The following is a 19,991-nucleotide window of genomic DNA, read 5'->3' on the forward strand; positions in this document are numbered from 1 at the left end:
TCCTTTGACGAACACCCCGGCGCCGAATTTTGATGTACGATGGGTATATTTTGCCATTACCGGCCAACCACAATAGACGCAACACGCTACAATAAACGTATTTTCTTATAACATTCTTCCTATTATGGCAATCGAAATAGAACACAAATTTTTATTACTTAATGACAACTGGCGAAAATTGGTCACCAAGTCCACAAAGTACAAACAAGGTTATTTAGCTTCGGAAAAGAACACTTCAATTCGCGTAAGAATCAGTGATAATGAAGCGTGGCTCAACATTAAAAGCGCCACAATAGGCAATTTTCGCCATGAATACGAATACGAAATTCCTTATCAAGATGCAGAGGAAATAATCAACAATCTATGCAGAAAACCACTAATTGAGAAAACCCGCCACTTGATACCGATAAGCCCGCATATCTGGGAAATCGATGAATTCGAAGGGGAAAACCAAGGGCTCATTGTCGCCGAGATTGAGTTACAAAATACCGATCAATCCTTCAATAAACCGGAATGGATAGGGCAAGAAGTCACTCATGATTTGCGCTATTACAACAACAATTTATCATTAAACCCATTTTCAAAATGGACTTAAATTAACTTTAAATCATAAATATCATTGTAATAGAGATTTTTTTGCCCTATTATTTGCGGCATGAAAAAGTTTATTTTTGTTGTTTTTTTACTACTCCCATGCACAGGCTTCGCTAACGAGCTTGACCGTATCGTTCACGCAATAGAAGCAGAATGGGCCACAATTTACTTTTCCGCAGAAATTCGCGATAAAGAAAACGCCTACACCCGCCTACTGAATAAAACCACAGAATTCGCCAAGCAAACCCACGACAGCCCCGAATTAATGTTTTGGCAAGCTACCATCATTGCCTCTAGAGCTGAACATCAAAACCCTATCGATGCGTTGGCCGCCATTCATAAGGCACAGGATCTACTGATAAAAACCATAAACATTAAACCCGACACACTGGACGGATCCGCACTCATTACATTAGGCTCACTTTATTATCAAGCACCCGGCTGGCCAATTGCATTCGGAGACGATAAAAAAGCCGAGCAATACCTCAAAAAAGGGCTACAAATCAACCCCCAGGGAATAGAAAGCAACTTTTACTATGGGCAATATCTCTTGAATAAAGATCAACCGGAAGAAGCAATTGAGTATTTCAAAACAGCACTAAACGGGCCGATACGCAAAGAACAAGAATTTGCCGATTCATCTCTTAAAGAAAAAATAAAACAAATAATGATCAAGACAGCCACCACCGAATCGAAATCGCGAAAAAAACAGATTGCATCTTTATAGACTACTTCGAAACGGGGCCCCAAACTCCATTGCTGCAAATTCGTATTTTACGTTTCGCAATTCAAATTTCGGCAGTGCTTAAAGGGGTGCCAGGACCTTCGCTCCTTCAACTAGCATTAAGGAAGAGCGCATCAAGCCTACATGCATATACCTTTCGCACTTCAAATTTCGGCAGTGTCTTAGGAGGCGCCGGGGTGCTCGGCAAAGGCTTTGCCAGCATGGAGCTGGCATAGAGCCTACATGGACGTATTCACGGCGTCCTTTGACGGGCACCCCGGTGCCGAATTTTGATCTCCGATAGGTATATGTTCACCTATTACCTAAATTCCATAGCCCATTAGCCATGATTAATTATCTTGGCAATTAAGATGCAACAAGGCTTATGACGCCCTCGACAGGCATATCACACACCCTTCTCCCTTAGGTCGGCGAAACCACTCAAACTGGGAAATTGCCTTTTTTAAGCACAGGATCCGCGATATTTTGTAGAATATATTTATCATCTCCAGAGATTCATTCAGAACTTGCTTTCTGATATGATTAGCCCATTTTAAATACGCAATTTTAATTAACATCAATTGGTAACCAATATGACCTTTGTAGTCACCGAGAACTGTATTAAATGTAAATATACCGACTGCGTTGACGTTTGCCCCGTCGACTGCTTCCATGAAGGCCCTAACTTTCTAGTTATCGACCCCGACGAATGTATTGATTGCACGCTCTGTGAACCCGAATGCCCAGCCGAAGCGATTTTTGCCGAAGACGAACTACCGGATGGGCAAGAAATGTTTATCGAAATCAATGCCGATCTCGCAAAGAAATGGCCCGTAATTAGTGAAGTCAAGGACCCCCTGCCTGAAGCCGACGAGTGGAACGGTAAACCGGATAAAACAAAACTATTGGAAAAATGACCCGCTAGCAAAGGACCACTACTCAGGATTTGGACATAAATAATGCCCCTATTCGTTATGTAAAGTTAGCAACGCTCGGTAAACGGATAAAACCCAAAAGGAGCAGTCGGCATGCGCTGCAGACCGCTCGCGCCGAGCTAGGTCGAAGCATGAAGCGGTTACAACTTTTTCACCGGCTTGGTAAAGCATCGAACTACCGTTCACCCTTCGACAAAGCTCTCCTGAGCGCAGCCGAAGGACTCAGGGCGAACGGAAGCTTGATACTCTCAACTGCTCATTAACCGATTTTTCGATCGAAAGGAGTTAGATAGCTAGCCATTGCCAGTCGGTTATGGAAATTAGGCGCTGGAGAGGAACCGCTCACCCCGGCGCCTTTTACAACCGAAAATTGAACTGCGAAAGACATATAACGCTCATAAAACTCAGAGCATAAAAAAAGCCGGTAGTATAACCGGCTTTTTTTATGCTCTGATATGTCAGGTAAATTTATTCAGAAGTTTCGCCAGCTATCGGACGATCAACTAACTCTACATAAGCCATAGGAGCGGAGTCGCCGGGTCTAAAGCCACATTTCATAATGCGTAAATACCCACCTTGACGATTTTTATAGCGAGGACCCAATTCATTAAACAATTTAGTTACTATAGAGCGGTCACGCAATTTAGCGAACGCCAATCTTCTCTTTGCAACGGAATCTTCTTTGGACAAAGTGATTAACGGCTCAGCATAACTTCTTAACTCTTTAGCCTTAGGCAAAGTAGTTTTAATAAGCTCATGCTTAATTAACGAACCAACCATATTGCTGAATAGCGCCTTACGGTGGCTGCTATTCATATTAAACTTTCTTCCAGACTTACGATGTCTCATTGTAATTACGACCTAAAGTTATAATTTTAAAAACTGCTTTGATTTTGATCAATCAGATTATCAGGAGGCCAATTTTCTAAGCGCATCCCTAGAGATAATCCTTTTAAAGCCAGCACATCTTTGATTTCAGTGAGAGACTTTTTACCTAAATTCGGGGTTTTAAGCAACTCAACTTCAGTTCTTTGAATCAAGTCACCTATGTAAAAAATGTTTTCCGCCTTTAAACAGTTTGCCGATCTAACAGTTAATTCTAAATCATCAACAGGTCTCAACAAAACAGGATCAATATCCGGACCTTCTTGAGGCGCTTCTTTTTCATCGACTGGAGGAGCAACCTTTTCAAAATCCACGAAAACGGATAATTGATCATGCAATATGGTTGCCGCTAGCTTTATAGTCTCTTCCGGATCAACAGTACCATTTGTCTCCAATTCAACGATTAACTTATCGAGATTAGTTCTCTGCTCTACGCGAGTACTCTCAACTTGATAAGCAACTTTTATAATCGGACTATATGAAGCATCGACCTGCAGACTACCGATGATAGGATTATCGGTTTGCTGTTTTCGCGCACTTACCGGCTCATACCCTCGCCCCCTTCTGACGCGAATCTTCATATTGAACTGCTTATCCTGGGTCAAATTTGCAATAACCAAGTCAGGATTAACAATTTCTACATCGTGAGGCAACTGAATATCTGCAGCTGTAACAACACCGACACCGCTCTTGGAAAGAGTCAATACAACATCATCTTTCGAGTGCAAAAGGACTGCTAACTTTTTTAAGTTTAAGATGATATCGATAACATCTTCTTGAACGCCCTCAATAGCGGTATATTCGTGCAGTACACCTTCAATTTCAATGTCTGTAACTGCGCAACCGGGAATAGAAGACAATAACACCCGTCTCAAAGCGTTACCAAGCGAATGTCCGAATCCACGCTCAAGAGGCTCTATTACAATCCTTGAATGATTAGCGGATTTGCTTACCACCTCAACAAGACGAGGTCTTAATAAGCCGGAAATACTATTCTGCATTTATATCCCTTAGTTTAAGGTTTATTATTTCGAGTACAACTCAACAACAAGCTGCTCATTAATATCAGAACCTAATTCGACGCGATCAGGTAAAGACTTAAAGGTACCAGCCATGTCCTTGCTATTAACATCAACCCAATTTGGGAATCCGTATTGCTCAGTGACAGTTAACGCATCGATAATTCTTTGTTGTTTTTTTGCTTTTTCCCTGATGCCGATCACATCACCAGGTTGAACCTGATAGGAAGGGATATTAACTAACGAGTCGTTGACAAGAATCGATTTGTGACTAACTAACTGACGAGCCTCAGCTCTGGTAGCAGCAAAACCCATTCGATAAACTACGTTATCAAGTCTCGATTCGAGAAGGTTTAGTAGATTTTCGCCCGTTGCACCTTTCTTTAAATCGGCAACTTTATAATAATTTCTAAATTGCTTTTCCAGTACGCCGTATATTCTTCTAATTCTTTGTTTTGCACGCAACTGCAATGCATAATCAGAACTTCTTGTACGCTTAGTACCGTGCTGTCCAGGCCGCTGGTCAAGCTTACACTTGCCATCTAACGACTTGCCTCTACTTTTTAAAAAAAGATCGGTCCCTTCTCTACGGCTTAATTTACACGTAGGGCCAAGATATCTTGCCATAACAAACTACTCCAGAACTTAAACGCGGCGTTTTTTAGGTGGACGGCAACCGTTATGAGGGATTGGCGTCACATCAATGATATTGCTGATTTTGAAACCCAAGTTACTCAATGAACGAACGGCGGATTCTCTACCAGGACCAGGACCCTTAACCATCACATCTAGGTTCTTCATTCCATATTCTAATGCGACCGAACCAGCTCTTTCGGCAGCTACTTGAGCAGCAAAAGGAGTACTTTTTCTTGAACCCCTAAAACCTGAACCACCGGACGTTGCCCAAGAGAGCGCATTACCTTTTCTATCGGTAATTGTAACGATGGTATTATTAAAGGAGGCATGCACATGCGCAATGCCATCCGCTATTTCTTTTTTTATGCGTTTACGCGCACGATTTGGACTTGCCATTTATGAACCTCTTATCGAAATATCTTTACTTTCTAATAGGCTTGCGAGGGCCCTTACGGGTTCTTGCATTCGTCCGTGTTCTCTGCCCTCTTAAAGGCAGGCCTCGACGATGTCGGATACCACGATAACAACCTAGATCCATCAATCGCTTGATGTTCATTGAAACTTCACGTCGTAAGTCGCCTTCGACGGTCATTTTTGAAATAACCTCACGAACAGAATCTAGCTGTTCTTCCGTTAATTCTTTAATTTTTCTTGACGGTGCTATACCCACTTTATCGCAAATCTGATTTGCTGTTTTGCGTCCAACACCATAAATCGCTGTCAATGCAATTTCTGCATGCTTATGATCTGGTACGTTAATCCCGGCAATACGTGCCATTTAGATACTCCCCTGAGCAATGACTCTAAAGTTAAGCGCCGAATAATAACATTTAATGATTTATGGCGCAATAGAAAATTATCCTTGGCGTTGTTTATGGCGCCCATCTTCACAGATCACCCTAACAACCCCATTTCTTTTTATGACTTTGCATTTTCTGCATATTTTTTTAACTGACGCACGAACTTTCACAATGCACTCCGTAATACTTAAACTACTTAATTATTTTTTAAGATGCGCTTTCTTCATCAAGCCTTCGTATTGCTGTGACATCATGTGAGTCTGCATCTGAGAAATAAAATCCATCACGACAACAACAATAATCAACAACGAGGTCCCGCCAAAATAAAATGGCACATTCCAGTAAACGATCAGAAACTCAGGCAACAAACATACGCCTGTGATGTAAAAAGCACCAATCAATGTAAGACGCGTCATCACTTTATCAATATAGGCACTAGTCTGCTGACCAGGTCTAATGCCAGGCAAGAACGCACCCGATTTTTTTAAATTATCCGCAGTCTCTTTCGAATTAAAAACTAAAGCGGTATAGAAAAAACAGAAAAAGATGATGGCCGCCGCATAAAACATGACATATACCGGCTGACCAGGCGACAACATAGTCGCAATATCCTTAAGCCAACTAAAGCCTTCGGCATTTCCGAACCAACCAGCTACCGTAGCCGGAAACAGAATAATACTTGAGGCAAAAATGGGAGGAATAACACCCGCCATGTTAAGCTTCAACGGAAGAAAACTACTTTGCCCGGCATACATCCTTCTACCTTGCTGTCTTTTAGGATAATTGATAATAATCCTTCGTTGACCTCTTTCAACAAAGACAACCAGCGCGGTAACAGCGATTGTTAACAAGAAAAGCAAAATAATGAACGCACTGTTCATTTCACCGGTTCTTGCAAGCTCCAAAGTGCCACCGACAGCCGAGGGCAGCCCCGAAACGATACCAGCGAAAATAATCAACGAAATACCGTTGCCTATTCCTCTTTCAGTCACTTGTTCGCCCAACCACATCAAAAATATGGTCCCCGTTACTAGCGTTATCGTAGTTATGAGAACAAAACTCATGCCGGGAGCAATAACAACAGATAAACCTCCAGCCGTTTGATTTTGAAGCGCTATTGAAATACCAACCGCTTGAAAAGTCGCCAAAACAACGGTTCCGTAACGGGTATACTGTGATATCTTACGCCTACCGGACTCACCCTCTTTTTTCATCTGCTCCATCGTTGGAACAACCACAGTCATCAATTGCATGATGATCGAAGCAGAAATGTAAGGCATGATACCAAGAGCAAATAAACTTAAACGCATTAATGCTCCACCCGAAAACATGTTAAACATATCGAGAATGGAACCGCTTTGCTGTTCAAACATAAGGGCTAACGCTTTTGGGTCGATACCAGGAACAGGGATGTGAGCCCCTACTCGATAGACGAAAAACGCCCCCAGCACGAATAGCAATCTAGACCTTAATTCTGAATAGCCACCTGCTTTTTCAGCCATTTGTGCTCTTGTTGTATTCACTTAGACCTCTACTTTGCCGCCAGCTGCTTCAATAGATGCTTTTGCGCCTGCAGTCACTTTTATACCTTTCAACGTAACAGCTTTTGAAATTTCACCCGATTGGATTACTTTAGCGGTTTTAGTGAAAACAGGAACAACACCCGTTTCGATCAGTACTTGTAAATCGATGGTTTCGGTCGGCAAATTAGCCAACTCACTCAAACGAACCTCCGCTGTCAAACGCTTGCATCTTGACGTAAAACCGACTTTCGGCAATCGTCTCTGAAGGGGCATTTGTCCACCTTCAAACCCAACCTTGTGAAATCCACCACTTCTTGCTTTTTGGCCTTTATGACCTCTTCCGCAGGTTTTTCCAAGAGTAGATCCGATACCGCGACCGACGCGCTTAGCTTTTTTTCTTGATCCTTCTGCAGGACTTATTGAATTCAAGTACATTACAATTCCTCTACCCTTAGCATGTAGGAAACTTTATTAATCATCCCACGATTTTCAGGGGTATCGGAAACCGATACCGTATGATTAATACGACGCAAACCTAAACCTTTTAAGCACGCTTGATGGCTTGCTAAACGGCCGTGTTTACTTTTTGTCATTGTTAATTGTAATTTTTTATCTGACATAACAACTATCCAATTATCTGCTCAACCGACAGGCCGCGCTTGGCTGCGATGTCTTTTGGCTCATGCATTTCAGTTAACCCGGCAATAGTCGCTCTAACAACGTTAATTGGGTTGTTAGTTCCAATGCATTTGGCCAATACGTTATGAACGCCGACCACTTCGAATACCGCGCGCATTGCTCCGCCAGCAATAATACCGGTACCATCTGACGCTGGTTGCATATAGACTTTTGCCGCCCCGGTGGACGCCGTAACAGCGTATTGCAAAGTGTCGCCTTTTAAAGCAACTTTACGCATGTTTTTTCTAGCCTGCTCTAAAGACTTTTGGATTGCAACGGGAACTTCTCTGGCTTTACTCACGCCATAACCCACACGACCTTCACCGTCGCCGACGACCGTTAAAGCAGCAAAGCCGAAAACACGACCGCCTTTCACAACTTTTGCAACACGTCGTACCGATACTAATTTTTCTTGCAAACCGTCTGTACTTGCTTGAGATGGTGCTGTAGCCATAATCAATCTCCTAAAATTTTAAACCGGCTTCACGCGCGGCATCAGCAAGCGCTTTAACACGCCCATGATATTTAAAACCTGAGCGGTCGAAAGCCACTTCAGTGATTCCAGCCGCAATGGCTTTTTGGGCTACAAACTTTCCAACTTCGGCAGCCGCCTCAACATTTCCTGTATTTTTTACAGCTGATTTGACCTCAGCCTGAACAGTCGAAGCACTTGCAAGCGTATGCGTCCCATCGGAACTAATAACCTGCGCATAAATGTGTTGCGCGGTTTTATGTATGGTTAAACGGTTCGCTCCGGAATTCTTTATTTTACTGCGCAGCTTCAGAGCGCGCTTTAAGCGTGATGCTTTCTTATCCATTACTTTACCTTACTTCTTCTTGGCTTCTTTTCTGACCACATTCTCATCAGCATATCTGACACCCTTGCCTTTATAAGGCTCTGGTGGACGATACCCTCTAATTTCTGCAGCGACCTGACCGACTTTTTGCTTATCAAAACCTTTGACAATAATTTCGGTTTGACTGGGGGTTTCGATCGTTATACCCGCCGGCACTTCATAATCAACCGGATGGGAAAAGCCAAGAGATAAGCCTAAAGTATTACCTTTAGCTTGCGCTCTATAACCAACACCGACTAAAGCCAGTTTCTTTTCAAAACCTTGGGTTACGCCAATTATCATGTTATTAATAACGGCGCGAGTGGTTCCGGCTTGTGAATTGGCAATTTTATCTGCCTTATCCCACTTAATTTCAATTTGACTATTATCGATAGCCAGACTTACTTTTTCGTGTAACGAGGCAGACAACTGACCCTTACTACCTTTTACAGTAACTTCGTTGCCTTCGAGTTTGATATCAATTCCGCTTGGAAGAGCGATAGGTACTTTTGCAATTCTTGACATGACTTGACTCCCTAATTAACAAACAGTACAAACAACTTCACCGCCATGCCCTATCGCACGTGCCGCTCTGTCAGTCATGACACCTTTCGATGTCGAAACGATAGCTATGCCCAGGCCTCCCAAAACCTTTGGAAGCTCTTCTTTCGACTTATAAATTCTAAGTCCCGGCCTGCTGATTCTTTTTACTTTTTCGATGACAGGTCGGCCTTGATAGTATTTTAATACTATGGTCATTTCACTATGACTACCTTTCGTCTCAACACTATAGTCTGTGATGTAACCTTCATCTTTTAAAACTTTTACAATGGCTACCTTCAATTTAGAAGAAGGCAGTTTTACGCTAATTTTTCCCGCAGATTGACCATTTCTAATTCTGGTCAACATATCTGCTATTGGGTCTGTCATACTCATTTCAATTCTCCAAACAGATCTTACCAACTCGCCTTAACTAAACCAGGCACATCACCACGCATGGTCGATTCTCTTAATTTATTTCGAGACAAACCGAATTTGCGATAATAGCCATGGGGACGCCCAGTGATATTACACCGGTTGCGCAAACGAGATGCGCTGGAATCCCTTGGTAGCTTTTGTAATTGAAAATGAGCCGCTTCTTTTTCTTCAAAAGTAGCGCCGGGATTGCGAATGATTTCTTTTAACTCTTTTCGCTTGGTTTCATATTTCTTTACTAATTTGTTGCGCTTTACTTCACGCGCAATCATTGATTTTTTAGCCATTAGTCGATCGCCTTTTAGTTTTTGAATGGAAAGTTAAATAGCTTCAACAAAGCTAAACCTTCTTCGTTGGTTTTTGCTGTTGTCGTAATGGTAATATCCATTCCGCGAATAGCATCAATTTTGTCATAATCAATTTCAGGAAAAATGATTTGCTCTTTGACGCCCATCGAATAATTACCACGCCCATCAAAACTCTTAGGACTCATTCCTCTAAAATCTCTAATACGAGGAATGGAAATATTAATCAAGCGATCCAAAAATTCGTACATTCTATCACTACGCAGGGTGACTTTACAGCCAATTGGCATGTCATCGCGTATTTTGAAACCGGCTATCGATTTTCTTGCCAAGGTAACAATCGCTTTTTGCCCGGCGATTTTTTCCATATCGCCGAGAGCGGATTGTAATATTTTCTTATCCGCAACCGCACCGCCCACACCCATATTTAGAGTGATTTTGGTAATCCGGGGCGCCTGCATAATGGATTTATAGCCGAATTTTTTCATTAATTCCGGCAGGATCTTCTCTTTGTATTCAGTTTCTAGTCTAGCCATGTCTAAATAATCCTCTATTAGATATCAACAACTTCATTAGTTGATTTAAAAAACCTGACTTTTCTTCCATCTTCTAGAAACTTAAAGCCGATTCGATCCGCTTTTAGGGTTTGTGGATTGTAAATCCCGATATTTGAAAGGTGGATAGGCATATCTTTATCAACGATACCGCCAGATACTCCGGCACGAGGGTTACCTTTTTGGTGTTTTTTAACACGGTTAATTCCCTCTACGATTACTTTGTTATCCTTAAACACTTTAGTTACTTTACCGCGCTTACCTTTATCTCTACCGGTCAATACAATGACTTCGTCGCCTTGTTTTATTTTTTGCATAATTTAATCCTTTTTTATAAAACTTCAGGAGCCAGAGAAATAATTTTCATGAATTTATCTCCCCTTAGTTCGCGAGTTACAGGACCAAATATGCGTGTACCGAGAGGCTGCAATTGGTTATTAAGAATGACAGCGGCATTTCCGTCGAAACGAATTACCGAACCATCAGGACGACGAACTCCTTTACGAGTTCTTACAACCAAGGCGTTGTAAACTTCGCCTTTTTTTACTCTACCACGCGGTATTGCGTCTTTAACACTGACTTTGATAATGTCGCCAATGCCAGCATAACGCCTGTGTGAACCGCCTAGCACTTTGATACACATGACCTTTTTTGCACCGCTATTATCGGCAACGTCAAGGTTAGTTTGCATCTGAATCATGATTAATTCCCAATTGTCTCGATATTAAATTCTTTGTGCTTATTTATTGTTGCTTTCAACAACTTCAACTAGCCTGAAGGTTTTGTTTTTAGACATTGGTCTACAAGATGTAATGGACACAATATCACCTTCATTGCATTGATTTTGCTCATCATGAGCCATTAATTTTGTCGAACGCTTGATATATTTGCCATACACAGGGTGCTTGACAAAGCGCTCAACCAAGACGGTAATGCTTTTGTCCATTTTATTACTAATGACACGACCGCTTAAGGTTCTTAATTTTTCAGTTTTTTCGCTCATGACTTAAGCTCTCCCTAATTCATTCAATACAGTATGTATACGAGCAATATCACGTCTGACTTGTTTGACTTGAGCGGTCTTAGTCAACTGACCTGTGCCTTTTTGCATCCTGAGATTGAATTGCTCTCTTGAGAGCTCAAGTAGCATATCGGCTAACTCTTGTTTTGATTTTTGTCGTAATTCGGTGGCTTTCATCACATTATCGTCCGAGCTATGAATGTTGTCTTAATCGGCAGTTTGGCAGATGCTAATGCAAACGCTTCTCTTGCAAGCTCTTCGGGCACACCTTGGATTTCATAAAGCATGGTGCCCGGTTTAATCTGAGCAACCCAGTATTCTACACTACCTTTACCTTTTCCCATCCTAACTTCTAAAGGTTTTTTGGTAATAGGCTTGTCTGGAAATACTCTGATCCATATTTTACCACCACGCTTTACATGACGAGTAATCGCTCTACGTGCAGCTTCGATCTGACGGGCTGTAATCCTTCCTCTTGTTGTGGCTTTTAATCCGAATTCACCGAAACTTACCGATGAGCCACGTACAGCAATACCGTTATTTCTATTCTTATGCTGCTTACGAAATTTTGTTCTTTTGGGTTGAAGCATGACTTTATCCGTTCAACTATTTTTTAGATTCTGTAACATCGGATACACCTTGTGTATCCACATCAAATACTTCGCCTTTGAAAATCCAGACTTTAATGCCAATGATTCCATAAGTGGTATTTGCCTCGGCCGTACCATAATCGATGTCGGCTCTTAGTGTGTGCAAAGGTACACGGCCTTCTCTATACCATTCGGTACGGGCAATTTCAGCACCGTTTAAACGGCCGGCAACATTAATTTTGATGCCTTCCGCGCCCAAACGCATAGTGTTGGTAACCGCACGCTTCATAGCCCTACGGTACATGATTCTTTTTTCAAGTTGCTGGGCAATGCTTTCTGCTACCAGATAAGCATCTAATTCCGGCTTTCTGATTTCTTCGACATTCATCTGCACCGGAATGCCCATCATCGCCGAAACTTCTTGTCTTAATTTATCGATGTCTTCGCCTTTTTTGCCAATCACAATCCCTGGTCTTGCAGTATGAACGGTGATATGGGCATTACTTGCTGGACGATTAATCTGAATGCGACTAACCGAAGCGTGAGCAAGCTTTTTTTTGATAAAGTCTCTAACTTTAAGATCTTGATGCAGAAAAACCGGGTAATCCTGAGAGTTTGCGTACCATCTAGAAGTCCAGTCTTTAACAATTCCAAGGCGAATACCCGTTGGATGTACTTTTTGTCCCATTTTTACCTCTACTCGTATTCTGCTACTTTAATTGTTATGTGACAGGTTCTTTTCAATATTTTATTGGCTCGACCTTTCGCTCGCGGTTTAAAACGTTTCATGGTCGGCCCTTCATTGACATAAACCGTCGTAACCTTCAATTCGTCAACATCGGCGCTTTCGTTATGCTCCGCATTGGCAATCGCCGACTCTAAAAGCTTTTTGATGACCGCTGCCGCACTTTTTGTACTAAATGACAAAATTGCTAGCGCTTTCTCTACCGGCAGACCGCGGATTTGATCACCTACCAACCTGGCTTTTTGTGCCGACATAGGTGCATTGCTTAATTTTGCTGATATTTCCATGCTACACCTTACCTTGACTTCTTATCGGCCACATGCCCTTTATAGGTGCGTGTCGGCGCAAATTCACCGAGTTTATGCCCTATCATATTCTCAGAAACAAGAACAGGGACGTGTTGACGCCCATTGTGGACAGCAATAGTTAAACCCAACATATCGGGAATAATCATTGATCTTCTTGACCATGTTTTAATCGGTTTCCTATTATTGGCTTTTACCGCATCCTCTACTTTTTTCAGAAGATGATGATCTATAAAAGGACCTTTTTTAATTGATCGTGGCACGCTATTTCCTCTCTATTTCTGCTTACGGCGTCTGACAATCATGTTGTCTGTGCGTTTATTTTTACGTGTTTTATAACCTTTGGTCGGCATACCCCATGGCGAAACAGGATGTCTGCCACCGGATGTACGCCCTTCACCACCACCATGCGGATGATCTACAGGATTCATTGCCACACCGCGAACGGTTGGCCTTACCCCGCGCCAGCGCTTTGCTCCGGCCTTGCCCAATGAAGTTAAGTTGTGCTCGGAGTTGGACACTTCTCCAACTACAGCCTTACAATCCGACATGATTTTGCGCATTTCCCCCGATCTTAGCCGGATGGTTACGTAAGCGCCTTCTCTAGCGACTAACTGGCAAGATGCACCTGCGCTTCTTGCTAATTGAGCTCCTTTACCGGGCTTTAATTCAACGCAATGTATAGTAGTACCCAATGGGATATTTCTAAGCGGCATGCAATTACCCGGCTTAACCGCAGTCGTTTCAGCGGATAAAATCTCTTGCCCTTGGGTTATGCCTTTTGGGGCGATAATATATCGACGCTCACCGTCTTTAAAGAGAATCAAAGCAATATTGGCGGTTCTGTTGGGATCGTATTCGATACGCTCAACTACAGCCGGAATATCTATTTTATTTCTTTTAAAATCAATGATCCGGTAGTGATGCTTATGACCCCCACCGACATGACGTGTGGTTATGCGCCCTTGATTATTACGTCCGCCATTTTTGCTGTTTTTATCAAGCAACTGTGCGAATGGCTTGCCTTTATGTAACTCATCGTTTTTGACACGTACAACAAACCTCGATCCAGCCGATGTAGGTTTTGATTTTACAATAGCCATGCTTTCTACCGTTTCCTATTGATCTTTTAAACTTTTAACTATTAAGCTGCCGAGAAATCTATATCGTGGCCTTCTTTTAGCTTGACATAGGCTTTTTTCCAATCGGAACGTTTGCCAAGGGTTTGACCAAACCTTTTTTTCTTGCCTTTGACATTCAGTACACGGACCGAATCGACTTTTACTTCGAACATAAGCTCGACGGCTTGCTTTATTTGATTCTTGGTTGCCTGTTTCTGAACGTTAAACACAAACTGTTTATTCGCCTCAGCTGCAACTGTGCTTTTTTCTGAAACAACAGGAGCTCTCAAGACACTTGCCAACTTACTTTTGATCAGCTCGTTCATGCCAACCTCTCCTCTATCATTTTTACCGCCGCAGGCGTCATAATGACTTTTTCCGCTGCTACCAGCGATACCGGACTCAAATTATCCGCAGAACACACTTCTAAATACGGAATATTTCTTGAAGCCAAAGCCAGATTAAAGTCGACTTCGTCGGATATGATTAAAACGCGCTTACAATCCAAACCGCTCAGCTTTGCAACCATTTCTTTCGTTTTTGGAGTCGAAGGAAGGATTTCACTACTGACAACCAAACGGTCTTGTCTTAGCAACTCGGACAAAATTGAACGCAAACCCGAACGAAACATTTTTTTATTTAGTTTTTGCTCGAATGAACGCGGTCTTGCAGCAAAGGTCACGCCACCTGTTCTCCAAAGTGGACTGCGCATTGTACCAGATCTTGCTCGCCCCGTCCCTTTTTGACGCCAAGGTTTAATCCCACCGCCACTTACATCGGAACGGGTCTTCTGTGCTTTTGTCCCGGAACGAGCGCCGGCCAAGTGCCGAGTCACCAATTGATGAACTAACGTCTCATTAAAAGCTTGCCCAAAAACTTCTTCGCCTACCGCGACTGCTGCGGCAGATTCGCTCTCGTTAATTGCAGGAATTTGTATACTCATGATTTATCCTTCTTATTCCGCATTTTTGCAGCCGGGGTAATCACAACATCGCTACCTTTTGCTCCAGGCACAGCCCCTTTGACTAAAATCAAGTTTCTCTCACTATCGACCGCATGAATAGTTAGATTATCGATTGTCGTTTTAGCGGCGCCCATATGACCGGACATTTTTTTCCCTTTAAAAACGCGACCCGGTGTTTGACACATACCATTAGAACCGGGTGCTCTATGGGACAGTGAATTACCGTGAGTCGCATCCTGCGTTCTAAAATTATGCCGTTTGACTGCACCTTGATAACCTTTACCGATGCTTGTTCCGCGAACATCAACCACCTGTCCTTGAGCAAAAATACTTGCTTGCAATTCGGAACCGGCAGAGAGATCGTCGCCTTCACCGTCATCCAGCCTGAATTCCCACAGACCTGTTCCTGCGGTTACATTCGCAGCAGCAAAATGACCAGCCATCGCTTTATTCACTCTGGATGATTTTTTTTCACCCGCGGTGACTTGTATCGCGCGATAGCCATCTTTTTCGATGCTTTTAACTTGAGTGACTCGGTTAGACTCTATCTGAAGAACTGTCACGGGCACTGACGACCCATCCTCGCAAAATACTCTGGTCATACCACATTTACGACCTATTAGACCTATTGACATCTGCCAATTCCCCTACATTTAATTCAACTTTATTTGAACGTCTACACCGGCTGCCAGATCCAATTTCATCAAGGCATCGACAGTTTTTTCGGTTGGCTCGACGATGTCGAGCAATCGTTTGTACGTTCTTAATTCATATTGATCGCGCGCGTCTTTATTGACATGCGGAGAGATCAAAATCGTAAACCGCTCTTTCTTAGTAGGCAGCGGGATAGGGCCTTTGACTTGAGCGCCCGTTCTTTTCGCTGTTTCTACGATTTCACCTGCCGATTGATCAATTAATTTATGATCAAATGATTTCAGGCGTATTCTAATTGTTTGACTCGTCATATTGTTTACTCGATGATTGATGCAACAACGCCCGCGCCAACGGTACGGCCACCTTCACGAACCGCGAAACGCAAACCTTCTTCCATCGCAATCGGAGCAATTAATTTTACTTCAACGTTGACGTTATCGCCCGGCATCACCATTTCCACGCCTTCCGGCAGATCGACCGCTCCGGTTACATCCGTTGTTCTGAAATAAAATTGTGGACGATAGCCATTAAAGAATGGTGTATGACGCCCGCCTTCGTCTTTCGATAATACGTAGATTTCCGCTTTGAAATGAGTATGCGGCTTAATGGTGCCTTTGTGCGCCAAGACTTGTCCGCGTTCGACGTCGTCTCTTTTGGTGCCTCTTAACAAAACCCCAACGTTATCGCCCGCTTGGCCTTGATCCAATAATTTACGGAACATTTCTACGCCGGTGCAGGTTGTCGTCGTAGTCGGTCTAATTCCGACAATTTCAATCTCTTGCCCGACCTTAATGATTCCACGCTCGACACGTCCGGTAACCACGGTGCCGCGCCCAGAAATCGAGAACACGTCTTCAATCGGCATCAGGAACGGCTGATCGATCGCACGCTCAGGCTCCGGAATATAGGTATCTAAGGCTTCGACCAGTTTAAGGATCGACGGCACGCCAATTTCACTAGTGTCGCCTTCCAGCGCTTTTAACGCCGAGCCGATAACTAACGGGGTGTCGTCGCCCGGAAATTCGTACATGTCCAATAATTCTCTGACTTCCATTTCCACCAATTCGATCAATTCAGCATCATCCACCATATCGGCTTTATTCAAATAAACTACGATATATGGAACACCCACTTGACGCGCTAATAAGATATGCTCACGAGTTTGCGGCATCGGACCGTCGGCCGCCGAACATACCAGGATCGCTCCATCCATTTGCGCCGCACCGGTAATCATGTTTTTGACGTAGTCAGCATGACCCGGGCAGTCTACGTGCGCATAGTGGCGCGCTTCTGATTCGTACTCCACATGAGCCGTTGCGATTGTAATGCCACGCTCGCGCTCTTCGGGGGCGTTATCAATTTGATCGTAGGCTTTGTAGACGCCGCCACGCGCATCCGCCATCACTTTTGTCAATGCCGCGGTTAATGTGGTTTTACCATGATCGACGTGACCGATGGTTCCTACGTTTACGTGTGGTTTTTTACGTTCGAATTTTTCTTTGGACATGATTCAATACCTTTATTTTCTATTCAATTTATGAAACTTTTTTTATGATTGCTTCTGCAATATTTGCAGGTGCTTCAGCGTATTTTTCAAATTGCATACTGTATGTTGCTCGCCCCTGTGTTGCAGATCGCAAATCAGTCGCATAACCGAACATCTCCGCCAACGGAACTTCACAACTGATAGTTTTACCTGCAGGAGTGTCGTCCATACCCTGAATGATTCCACGGCGCCTGTTTATATCACCTACAACATCACCCATGTAATCTTCCGGAGTCACGACTTCTACCTTCATTATTGGCTCCAGAAGGACCGGGTCGGCTTTTTTTGCACCCTCTTTAAAGCACATTGATCCAGCGATTTTAAATGCCATCTCGCTCGAATCAACATCGTGGTACGATCCATCAAACAATGATACCTTTACATCCACCACTGGAAACCCTGCCAAAACTCCATTTTCCAGTTGCTCCTGCACTCCTTTGTCAACTGCCGGTATGTATTCCCTTGGAACCACGCCACCAACAATTTCATTCACAAATTCATATCCGGAACCGGGTTCTTTCGGCTCGATTCGCAACCATACATGTCCATATTGACCTCGCCCGCCGGATTGACGAATAAATTTTCCCTCTTGCTCCACTTGCTTGCGAATAGTTTCTCTATAGGCAACTTGAGGAGCGCCGACGTTAGCATCGACGCTGAATTCCCTTTTCATTCTGTCTACAATTATCTCCAGATGTAATTCACCCATTCCGGAAATAATGGTTTGACCTGACTCCTGGTCGGTATGCACACGAAACGATGGATCTTCTTGGGCAAGCTTGCTAAGAGCAACACCCATTTTTTCTTGATCGGCTTTAGTTTTCGGCTCTACGGCAACCGATATTACCGGCTCAGGAAAATCCATTCTCTCAAGCACAATGATCGATTTCATGTCACATAAAGTATCGCCGGTAGTGACATCTTTCAGACCTATTGCCGCAGCTATATCGCCGGCATGCACTTCCTTAATTTCTTCACGGGAATTAGCATGCATTTGCACTAATCGCCCTATACGCTCTTTCTTCTTTTTTACCGAGTTATAAACAGCATCGCCGGAGTTAAGTACGCCCGAATAAACCCGGATAAAGGTTAAAGCCCCTACAAATGGATCGGTTGCAATTTTAAAAGCTAGCGCCGCAAAAGGCGCATCATTGTCCGCAGGTCGCTCTTCTTCGGTCACATCATCCGCAAGAACACCTTTAATCGGCTTAACTTCTGTAGGCGAAGGCAAATACTCGATTACAGCATCCAACATCGCCTGAACGCCTTTGTTTTTAAAGGCCGATCCGCAAAATGTAGGAACCGCAAGATTATTTAATGTGAGCTGTCGTATCCCTTTTTTAATCTCCTCTTCAGAGAGATCAACACCGTCTAGGTATTTTTCCATTAGCTCATCAGAACCTTCCACTGCCGACTCAATCATGTGATCACGCCATTCTTGACAGAGTGAAAACATATCGACCGGTATTTCACGTTCCTCGAAATTCATTCCCTTGGTTGCTTCATCCCAATAAATGGCTTTCATTTTTATCAGGTCTACAACGCCTTCGAACGAATCATCAGCACCTATCGGCAATTGCATCGGAATAGGATTACTTCCTAAACGCGCTTTAATTTGCTGAACCACCCTTAAAAAATTGGCTCCTTGCCTATCCATCTTATTGATAAACGCCAACCTCGGCACATGGTATTTATTAGCCTGTCTCCACACTGTTTCCGATTGCGGCTCAACACCCCCCACCGCGCAAAATACGGCACAAGCTCCGTCTAAAACCCTAAGGGATCGTTCAACTTCGATCGTAAAATCAACATGCCCCGGCGTATCAATAATATTTATTTGGTGCTCCGGAAACTGTTTGCTCATACCGCTCCAAAAACAGGTGGTAGCGGCCGAGGTAATGGTAATACCTCTTTCTTGCTCTTGAGCCATCCAATCCATGGTTGCCGCGCCATCATGCACCTCGCCAATTTTGTGCGAAACGCCTGTATAAAACAGTACGCGCTCGGTAGTCGTCGTCTTACCGGCATCAATATGAGCCATGATGCCTATGTTTCGATAACGACTAAGGGGAGTTTTCCGTGCCACTGTGCAAGCCTTCAGTAACTTAAATTACCAGCGGTAATGAGAAAACGCCTTGTTCGCCTCGGCCATACGATGAGTTTCCTCACGCTTTTTAGCTGCCGCGCCCCGACTTTCGAAGGCATCCAACAACTCGCCGGCCAGCTTTGAAGGCATGTTTTTTTCGTTTCTTTTACGAGCCGCATCAATCAGCCAGCGCATCGCCAAAGCCGCACGACGCGAAGGTCTAACTTCGACAGGAACCTGATAAGTTGCCCCGCCGACACGTCTTGACTTAACTTCAACACGCGGCTGCACATTCTCCAGAGCTCGAGTCAATACCTCCAACGGCTCGGCATGACCTTTACTTTCGATAACGTCCAGCGCACCGTATACAATCTTTTCGGCAACTGATTTCTTTCCGCTAGTCATGATCATATTCATGAACTTGGTTAGCATGGTGCTACCAAATCTAGGATCCGGAATGACGTCTCTTTTCGCCGCTACTCTTCTTCTTGACAT

At 43.5% G+C, this 19,991-nt stretch carries 34 protein-coding genes; 3 read left to right on the forward strand and 31 right to left on the reverse strand.

Annotation, left to right across the window (positions count from 1 at the left end; all coding sequences use genetic code 11):
• Nucleotides 1-124: 124 nt before the first annotated feature.
• The 3 genes from ACINK7_RS18305 to fdxA all read left to right on the forward strand — a co-directional run bounded on the left by ACINK7_RS18305 (nt 125) and on the right by fdxA (nt 2,235).
• On the forward strand, nt 125-595 hold the full coding sequence (locus ACINK7_RS18305; RefSeq protein WP_404357514.1) for a CYTH domain-containing protein: 471 nt from the start codon (nt 125-127) through the stop codon (nt 593-595).
• Between the two features lie 60 nt (nt 596-655).
• Nucleotides 656-1,321 (forward strand): tetratricopeptide repeat protein, encoded by a 666-nt coding sequence (locus tag ACINK7_RS18310; protein ID WP_404357516.1) that lies wholly within the window; start codon nt 656-658, stop codon nt 1,319-1,321.
• A 590-nt stretch (nt 1,322-1,911) separates the two neighbouring features.
• Nucleotides 1,912-2,235 (forward strand): ferredoxin FdxA, encoded by a 324-nt coding sequence (gene fdxA / locus ACINK7_RS18315; protein WP_404357518.1) that lies wholly within the window; start codon nt 1,912-1,914, stop codon nt 2,233-2,235.
• Between the two features lie 486 nt (nt 2,236-2,721).
• On the opposite strand, the gene rplQ is transcribed toward fdxA, so the two are convergent.
• The 31 genes from rplQ to rpsG all read right to left on the reverse strand — a co-directional run bounded on the left by rplQ (nt 2,722) and on the right by rpsG (nt 19,991).
• Nucleotides 2,722-3,102 (reverse strand): 50S ribosomal protein L17, encoded by a 381-nt coding sequence (gene rplQ / locus ACINK7_RS18320; protein ID WP_404357519.1) that lies wholly within the window; start codon nt 3,100-3,102, stop codon nt 2,722-2,724.
• Between the two features lie 26 nt (nt 3,103-3,128).
• The gene (locus ACINK7_RS18325) at nt 3,129-4,139 is read right to left on the reverse strand and encodes a DNA-directed RNA polymerase subunit alpha (protein WP_014149749.1); all 1,011 of its coding nucleotides are present in this window, start codon (nt 4,137-4,139) and stop codon (nt 3,129-3,131) included.
• A 24-nt stretch (nt 4,140-4,163) separates the two neighbouring features.
• Nucleotides 4,164-4,784 (reverse strand): 30S ribosomal protein S4, encoded by a 621-nt coding sequence (gene rpsD / locus ACINK7_RS18330; RefSeq protein WP_404357521.1) that lies wholly within the window; start codon nt 4,782-4,784, stop codon nt 4,164-4,166.
• An 18-nt stretch (nt 4,785-4,802) separates the two neighbouring features.
• Nucleotides 4,803-5,189, reverse strand: a complete 387-nt coding sequence (gene rpsK, locus ACINK7_RS18335; RefSeq protein ID WP_014149751.1) for a 30S ribosomal protein S11 — start codon at nt 5,187-5,189, stop codon at nt 4,803-4,805.
• A gap of 25 nt (nt 5,190-5,214) precedes the next feature.
• Nucleotides 5,215-5,571 carry a 30S ribosomal protein S13 gene (rpsM, locus tag ACINK7_RS18340; RefSeq protein WP_404357523.1) on the reverse strand — a complete coding sequence of 119 codons (357 nt, stop codon included), beginning with the start codon at nt 5,569-5,571 and terminating at the stop codon, nt 5,215-5,217.
• A gap of 78 nt (nt 5,572-5,649) precedes the next feature.
• Entirely contained in the window at nt 5,650-5,763 is a 114-nt protein-coding gene (gene rpmJ, locus ACINK7_RS18345) for a 50S ribosomal protein L36 (RefSeq protein ID WP_083877706.1), read from the reverse strand.
• 30 nt (nt 5,764-5,793) lie between these two features.
• A complete protein-coding gene (gene secY / locus ACINK7_RS18350; RefSeq protein WP_404357526.1) occupies nt 5,794-7,095 on the reverse strand; it encodes a preprotein translocase subunit SecY in 1,302 nt (433 codons plus the stop codon).
• Between the two features lie 21 nt (nt 7,096-7,116).
• Nucleotides 7,117-7,551, reverse strand: a complete 435-nt coding sequence (gene rplO / locus ACINK7_RS18355; protein WP_404357528.1) for a 50S ribosomal protein L15 — start codon at nt 7,549-7,551, stop codon at nt 7,117-7,119.
• Nucleotides 7,551-7,736 carry a 50S ribosomal protein L30 gene (rpmD, locus tag ACINK7_RS18360; RefSeq protein ID WP_014149755.1) on the reverse strand — a complete coding sequence of 62 codons (186 nt, stop codon included), beginning with the start codon at nt 7,734-7,736 and terminating at the stop codon, nt 7,551-7,553. Before rpmD ends, rplO begins: the two co-directional genes overlap by 1 nt.
• Before the next feature lie 5 nt (nt 7,737-7,741).
• Nucleotides 7,742-8,248 (reverse strand): 30S ribosomal protein S5, encoded by a 507-nt coding sequence (gene rpsE / locus ACINK7_RS18365; RefSeq protein ID WP_014149756.1) that lies wholly within the window; start codon nt 8,246-8,248, stop codon nt 7,742-7,744.
• Nucleotides 8,249-8,258: 10 nt separating this feature from the next.
• Complete coding sequence (rplR, locus tag ACINK7_RS18370) at nt 8,259-8,612, reverse strand: 50S ribosomal protein L18 (RefSeq protein WP_404357530.1); 354 nt, start codon at nt 8,610-8,612, stop codon at nt 8,259-8,261.
• 9 nt (nt 8,613-8,621) lie between these two features.
• Entirely contained in the window at nt 8,622-9,155 is a 534-nt protein-coding gene (gene rplF / locus ACINK7_RS18375) for a 50S ribosomal protein L6 (protein WP_404357532.1), read from the reverse strand.
• A gap of 15 nt (nt 9,156-9,170) precedes the next feature.
• Nucleotides 9,171-9,566: a 30S ribosomal protein S8 gene (rpsH, locus tag ACINK7_RS18380; RefSeq protein WP_014149759.1), complete on the reverse strand. Its 396-nt coding sequence runs from the start codon at nt 9,564-9,566 to the stop codon at nt 9,171-9,173.
• A gap of 20 nt (nt 9,567-9,586) precedes the next feature.
• Complete coding sequence (gene rpsN, locus ACINK7_RS18385) at nt 9,587-9,892, reverse strand: 30S ribosomal protein S14 (RefSeq protein ID WP_014149760.1); 306 nt, start codon at nt 9,890-9,892, stop codon at nt 9,587-9,589.
• Between the two features lie 14 nt (nt 9,893-9,906).
• Nucleotides 9,907-10,446 carry a 50S ribosomal protein L5 gene (rplE, locus tag ACINK7_RS18390; protein ID WP_125216974.1) on the reverse strand — a complete coding sequence of 180 codons (540 nt, stop codon included), beginning with the start codon at nt 10,444-10,446 and terminating at the stop codon, nt 9,907-9,909.
• Between the two features lie 17 nt (nt 10,447-10,463).
• Entirely contained in the window at nt 10,464-10,781 is a 318-nt protein-coding gene (gene rplX / locus ACINK7_RS18395) for a 50S ribosomal protein L24 (RefSeq protein WP_341326278.1), read from the reverse strand.
• A gap of 14 nt (nt 10,782-10,795) precedes the next feature.
• Entirely contained in the window at nt 10,796-11,164 is a 369-nt protein-coding gene (rplN, locus tag ACINK7_RS18400) for a 50S ribosomal protein L14 (protein ID WP_014149763.1), read from the reverse strand.
• A gap of 39 nt (nt 11,165-11,203) precedes the next feature.
• Nucleotides 11,204-11,467, reverse strand: coding sequence for a 30S ribosomal protein S17 (gene rpsQ, locus ACINK7_RS18405; protein WP_341326279.1), 264 nt, complete (start codon nt 11,465-11,467; stop codon nt 11,204-11,206).
• Between the two features lie 3 nt (nt 11,468-11,470).
• Nucleotides 11,471-11,662 carry a 50S ribosomal protein L29 gene (rpmC, locus tag ACINK7_RS18410; RefSeq protein ID WP_014149765.1) on the reverse strand — a complete coding sequence of 64 codons (192 nt, stop codon included), beginning with the start codon at nt 11,660-11,662 and terminating at the stop codon, nt 11,471-11,473.
• Nucleotides 11,662-12,075, reverse strand: a complete 414-nt coding sequence (gene rplP / locus ACINK7_RS18415; protein WP_014149766.1) for a 50S ribosomal protein L16 — start codon at nt 12,073-12,075, stop codon at nt 11,662-11,664. The genes rpmC and rplP overlap by 1 nt, the downstream gene beginning before the upstream one ends.
• 16 nt (nt 12,076-12,091) lie before the next feature.
• Nucleotides 12,092-12,763: a 30S ribosomal protein S3 gene (gene rpsC, locus ACINK7_RS18420; RefSeq protein WP_341326280.1), complete on the reverse strand. Its 672-nt coding sequence runs from the start codon at nt 12,761-12,763 to the stop codon at nt 12,092-12,094.
• 8 nt (nt 12,764-12,771) lie between these two features.
• On the reverse strand, nt 12,772-13,107 hold the full coding sequence (rplV, locus tag ACINK7_RS18425; protein ID WP_404357538.1) for a 50S ribosomal protein L22: 336 nt from the start codon (nt 13,105-13,107) through the stop codon (nt 12,772-12,774).
• A gap of 8 nt (nt 13,108-13,115) precedes the next feature.
• Nucleotides 13,116-13,388, reverse strand: coding sequence for a 30S ribosomal protein S19 (gene rpsS / locus ACINK7_RS18430; protein ID WP_014149769.1), 273 nt, complete (start codon nt 13,386-13,388; stop codon nt 13,116-13,118).
• Nucleotides 13,389-13,400: 12 nt separating this feature from the next.
• Nucleotides 13,401-14,228 carry a 50S ribosomal protein L2 gene (gene rplB, locus ACINK7_RS18435; protein ID WP_404357540.1) on the reverse strand — a complete coding sequence of 276 codons (828 nt, stop codon included), beginning with the start codon at nt 14,226-14,228 and terminating at the stop codon, nt 13,401-13,403.
• A 41-nt stretch (nt 14,229-14,269) separates the two neighbouring features.
• On the reverse strand, nt 14,270-14,572 hold the full coding sequence (rplW, locus tag ACINK7_RS18440; RefSeq protein ID WP_341326283.1) for a 50S ribosomal protein L23: 303 nt from the start codon (nt 14,570-14,572) through the stop codon (nt 14,270-14,272).
• Nucleotides 14,569-15,189, reverse strand: coding sequence for a 50S ribosomal protein L4 (gene rplD, locus ACINK7_RS18445; protein ID WP_404357542.1), 621 nt, complete (start codon nt 15,187-15,189; stop codon nt 14,569-14,571). Before rplD ends, rplW begins: the two co-directional genes overlap by 4 nt.
• On the reverse strand, nt 15,186-15,845 hold the full coding sequence (rplC, locus tag ACINK7_RS18450) for a 50S ribosomal protein L3 (RefSeq protein ID WP_404357544.1): 660 nt from the start codon (nt 15,843-15,845) through the stop codon (nt 15,186-15,188). Before rplC ends, rplD begins: the two co-directional genes overlap by 4 nt.
• 18 nt (nt 15,846-15,863) lie before the next feature.
• Entirely contained in the window at nt 15,864-16,175 is a 312-nt protein-coding gene (rpsJ, locus tag ACINK7_RS18455) for a 30S ribosomal protein S10 (RefSeq protein WP_014149774.1), read from the reverse strand.
• A gap of 5 nt (nt 16,176-16,180) precedes the next feature.
• Complete coding sequence (gene tuf, locus ACINK7_RS18460; protein ID WP_404357547.1) at nt 16,181-17,371, reverse strand: elongation factor Tu; 1,191 nt, start codon at nt 17,369-17,371, stop codon at nt 16,181-16,183.
• Between the two features lie 28 nt (nt 17,372-17,399).
• Nucleotides 17,400-19,496, reverse strand: coding sequence for an elongation factor G (gene fusA / locus ACINK7_RS18465; protein WP_404357549.1), 2,097 nt, complete (start codon nt 19,494-19,496; stop codon nt 17,400-17,402).
• Nucleotides 19,497-19,520: 24 nt separating this feature from the next.
• Nucleotides 19,521-19,991 (reverse strand): 30S ribosomal protein S7, encoded by a 471-nt coding sequence (gene rpsG, locus ACINK7_RS18470; RefSeq protein WP_014149777.1) that lies wholly within the window; start codon nt 19,989-19,991, stop codon nt 19,521-19,523.

The sequence above is a fragment of the Methylotuvimicrobium sp. KM1 genome (assembly GCF_044788715.1).
GTDB lineage: Bacteria > Pseudomonadota > Gammaproteobacteria > Methylococcales > Methylomonadaceae > Methylotuvimicrobium.

Bases quoted from the DNA above. Each gene is read 5' to 3' on its own strand.
- rplO (WP_404357528.1), bottom strand. From the start codon at position 7,551: ATGTACTTGAATTCAATAAGTCCTGCAGAAGGATCAAGAAAAAAAGCT.
- rpsE (WP_014149756.1), bottom strand. From the start codon at position 8,248: ATGGCTACAGCACCATCTCAAGCAAGTACAGACGGTTTGCAAGAAAAA.
- tuf (WP_404357547.1), bottom strand. From the start codon at position 17,371: ATGTCCAAAGAAAAATTCGAACGTAAAAAACCACACGTAAACGTAGGA.
- rpsC (WP_341326280.1), bottom strand. From the start codon at position 12,763: ATGGGACAAAAAGTACATCCAACGGGTATTCGCCTTGGAATTGTTAAA.
- rpsQ (WP_341326279.1), bottom strand. From the start codon at position 11,467: ATGAGCGAAAAAACTGAAAAATTAAGAACCTTAAGCGGTCGTGTCATT.
- rplN (WP_014149763.1), bottom strand. From the start codon at position 11,164: ATGATTCAGATGCAAACTAACCTTGACGTTGCCGATAATAGCGGTGCA.
- rpmD (WP_014149755.1), bottom strand. From the start codon at position 7,736: ATGTCAGATAAAAAATTACAATTAACAATGACAAAAAGTAAACACGGC.
- rpsN (WP_014149760.1), bottom strand. From the start codon at position 9,892: ATGGCTAAAAAATCAATGATTGCGCGTGAAGTAAAGCGCAACAAATTA.
- ACINK7_RS18325 (WP_014149749.1), bottom strand. From the start codon at position 4,139: ATGCAGAATAGTATTTCCGGCTTATTAAGACCTCGTCTTGTTGAGGTG.
- rpsG (WP_014149777.1), bottom strand. From the start codon at position 19,991: ATGTCAAGAAGAAGAGTAGCGGCGAAAAGAGACGTCATTCCGGATCCT.
- rplF (WP_404357532.1), bottom strand. From the start codon at position 9,155: ATGTCAAGAATTGCAAAAGTACCTATCGCTCTTCCAAGCGGAATTGAT.
- rplD (WP_404357542.1), bottom strand. From the start codon at position 15,189: ATGAGTATACAAATTCCTGCAATTAACGAGAGCGAATCTGCCGCAGCA.
- rplR (WP_404357530.1), bottom strand. From the start codon at position 8,612: ATGGATAAGAAAGCATCACGCTTAAAGCGCGCTCTGAAGCTGCGCAGT.
- rplB (WP_404357540.1), bottom strand. From the start codon at position 14,228: ATGGCTATTGTAAAATCAAAACCTACATCGGCTGGATCGAGGTTTGTT.
- fdxA (WP_404357518.1), top strand. From the start codon at position 1,912: ATGACCTTTGTAGTCACCGAGAACTGTATTAAATGTAAATATACCGAC.
- rplC (WP_404357544.1), bottom strand. From the start codon at position 15,845: ATGTCAATAGGTCTAATAGGTCGTAAATGTGGTATGACCAGAGTATTT.
- ACINK7_RS18310 (WP_404357516.1), top strand. From the start codon at position 656: ATGAAAAAGTTTATTTTTGTTGTTTTTTTACTACTCCCATGCACAGGC.
- secY (WP_404357526.1), bottom strand. From the start codon at position 7,095: ATGGCTGAAAAAGCAGGTGGCTATTCAGAATTAAGGTCTAGATTGCTA.
- rpsK (WP_014149751.1), bottom strand. From the start codon at position 5,189: ATGGCAAGTCCAAATCGTGCGCGTAAACGCATAAAAAAAGAAATAGCG.
- rplQ (WP_404357519.1), bottom strand. From the start codon at position 3,102: ATGAGACATCGTAAGTCTGGAAGAAAGTTTAATATGAATAGCAGCCAC.
- rpsD (WP_404357521.1), bottom strand. From the start codon at position 4,784: ATGGCAAGATATCTTGGCCCTACGTGTAAATTAAGCCGTAGAGAAGGG.
- rplE (WP_125216974.1), bottom strand. From the start codon at position 10,446: ATGGCTAGACTAGAAACTGAATACAAAGAGAAGATCCTGCCGGAATTA.
- rplP (WP_014149766.1), bottom strand. From the start codon at position 12,075: ATGCTTCAACCCAAAAGAACAAAATTTCGTAAGCAGCATAAGAATAGA.
- ACINK7_RS18305 (WP_404357514.1), top strand. From the start codon at position 125: ATGGCAATCGAAATAGAACACAAATTTTTATTACTTAATGACAACTGG.
- rpsH (WP_014149759.1), bottom strand. From the start codon at position 9,566: ATGAGTATGACAGACCCAATAGCAGATATGTTGACCAGAATTAGAAAT.
- rpsJ (WP_014149774.1), bottom strand. From the start codon at position 16,175: ATGACGAGTCAAACAATTAGAATACGCCTGAAATCATTTGATCATAAA.
- rplX (WP_341326278.1), bottom strand. From the start codon at position 10,781: ATGCAAAAAATAAAACAAGGCGACGAAGTCATTGTATTGACCGGTAGA.
- rplW (WP_341326283.1), bottom strand. From the start codon at position 14,572: ATGAACGAGCTGATCAAAAGTAAGTTGGCAAGTGTCTTGAGAGCTCCT.
- rpsM (WP_404357523.1), bottom strand. From the start codon at position 5,571: ATGGCACGTATTGCCGGGATTAACGTACCAGATCATAAGCATGCAGAA.
- rplV (WP_404357538.1), bottom strand. From the start codon at position 13,107: ATGGAAATATCAGCAAAATTAAGCAATGCACCTATGTCGGCACAAAAA.
- rpmC (WP_014149765.1), bottom strand. From the start codon at position 11,662: ATGAAAGCCACCGAATTACGACAAAAATCAAAACAAGAGTTAGCCGAT.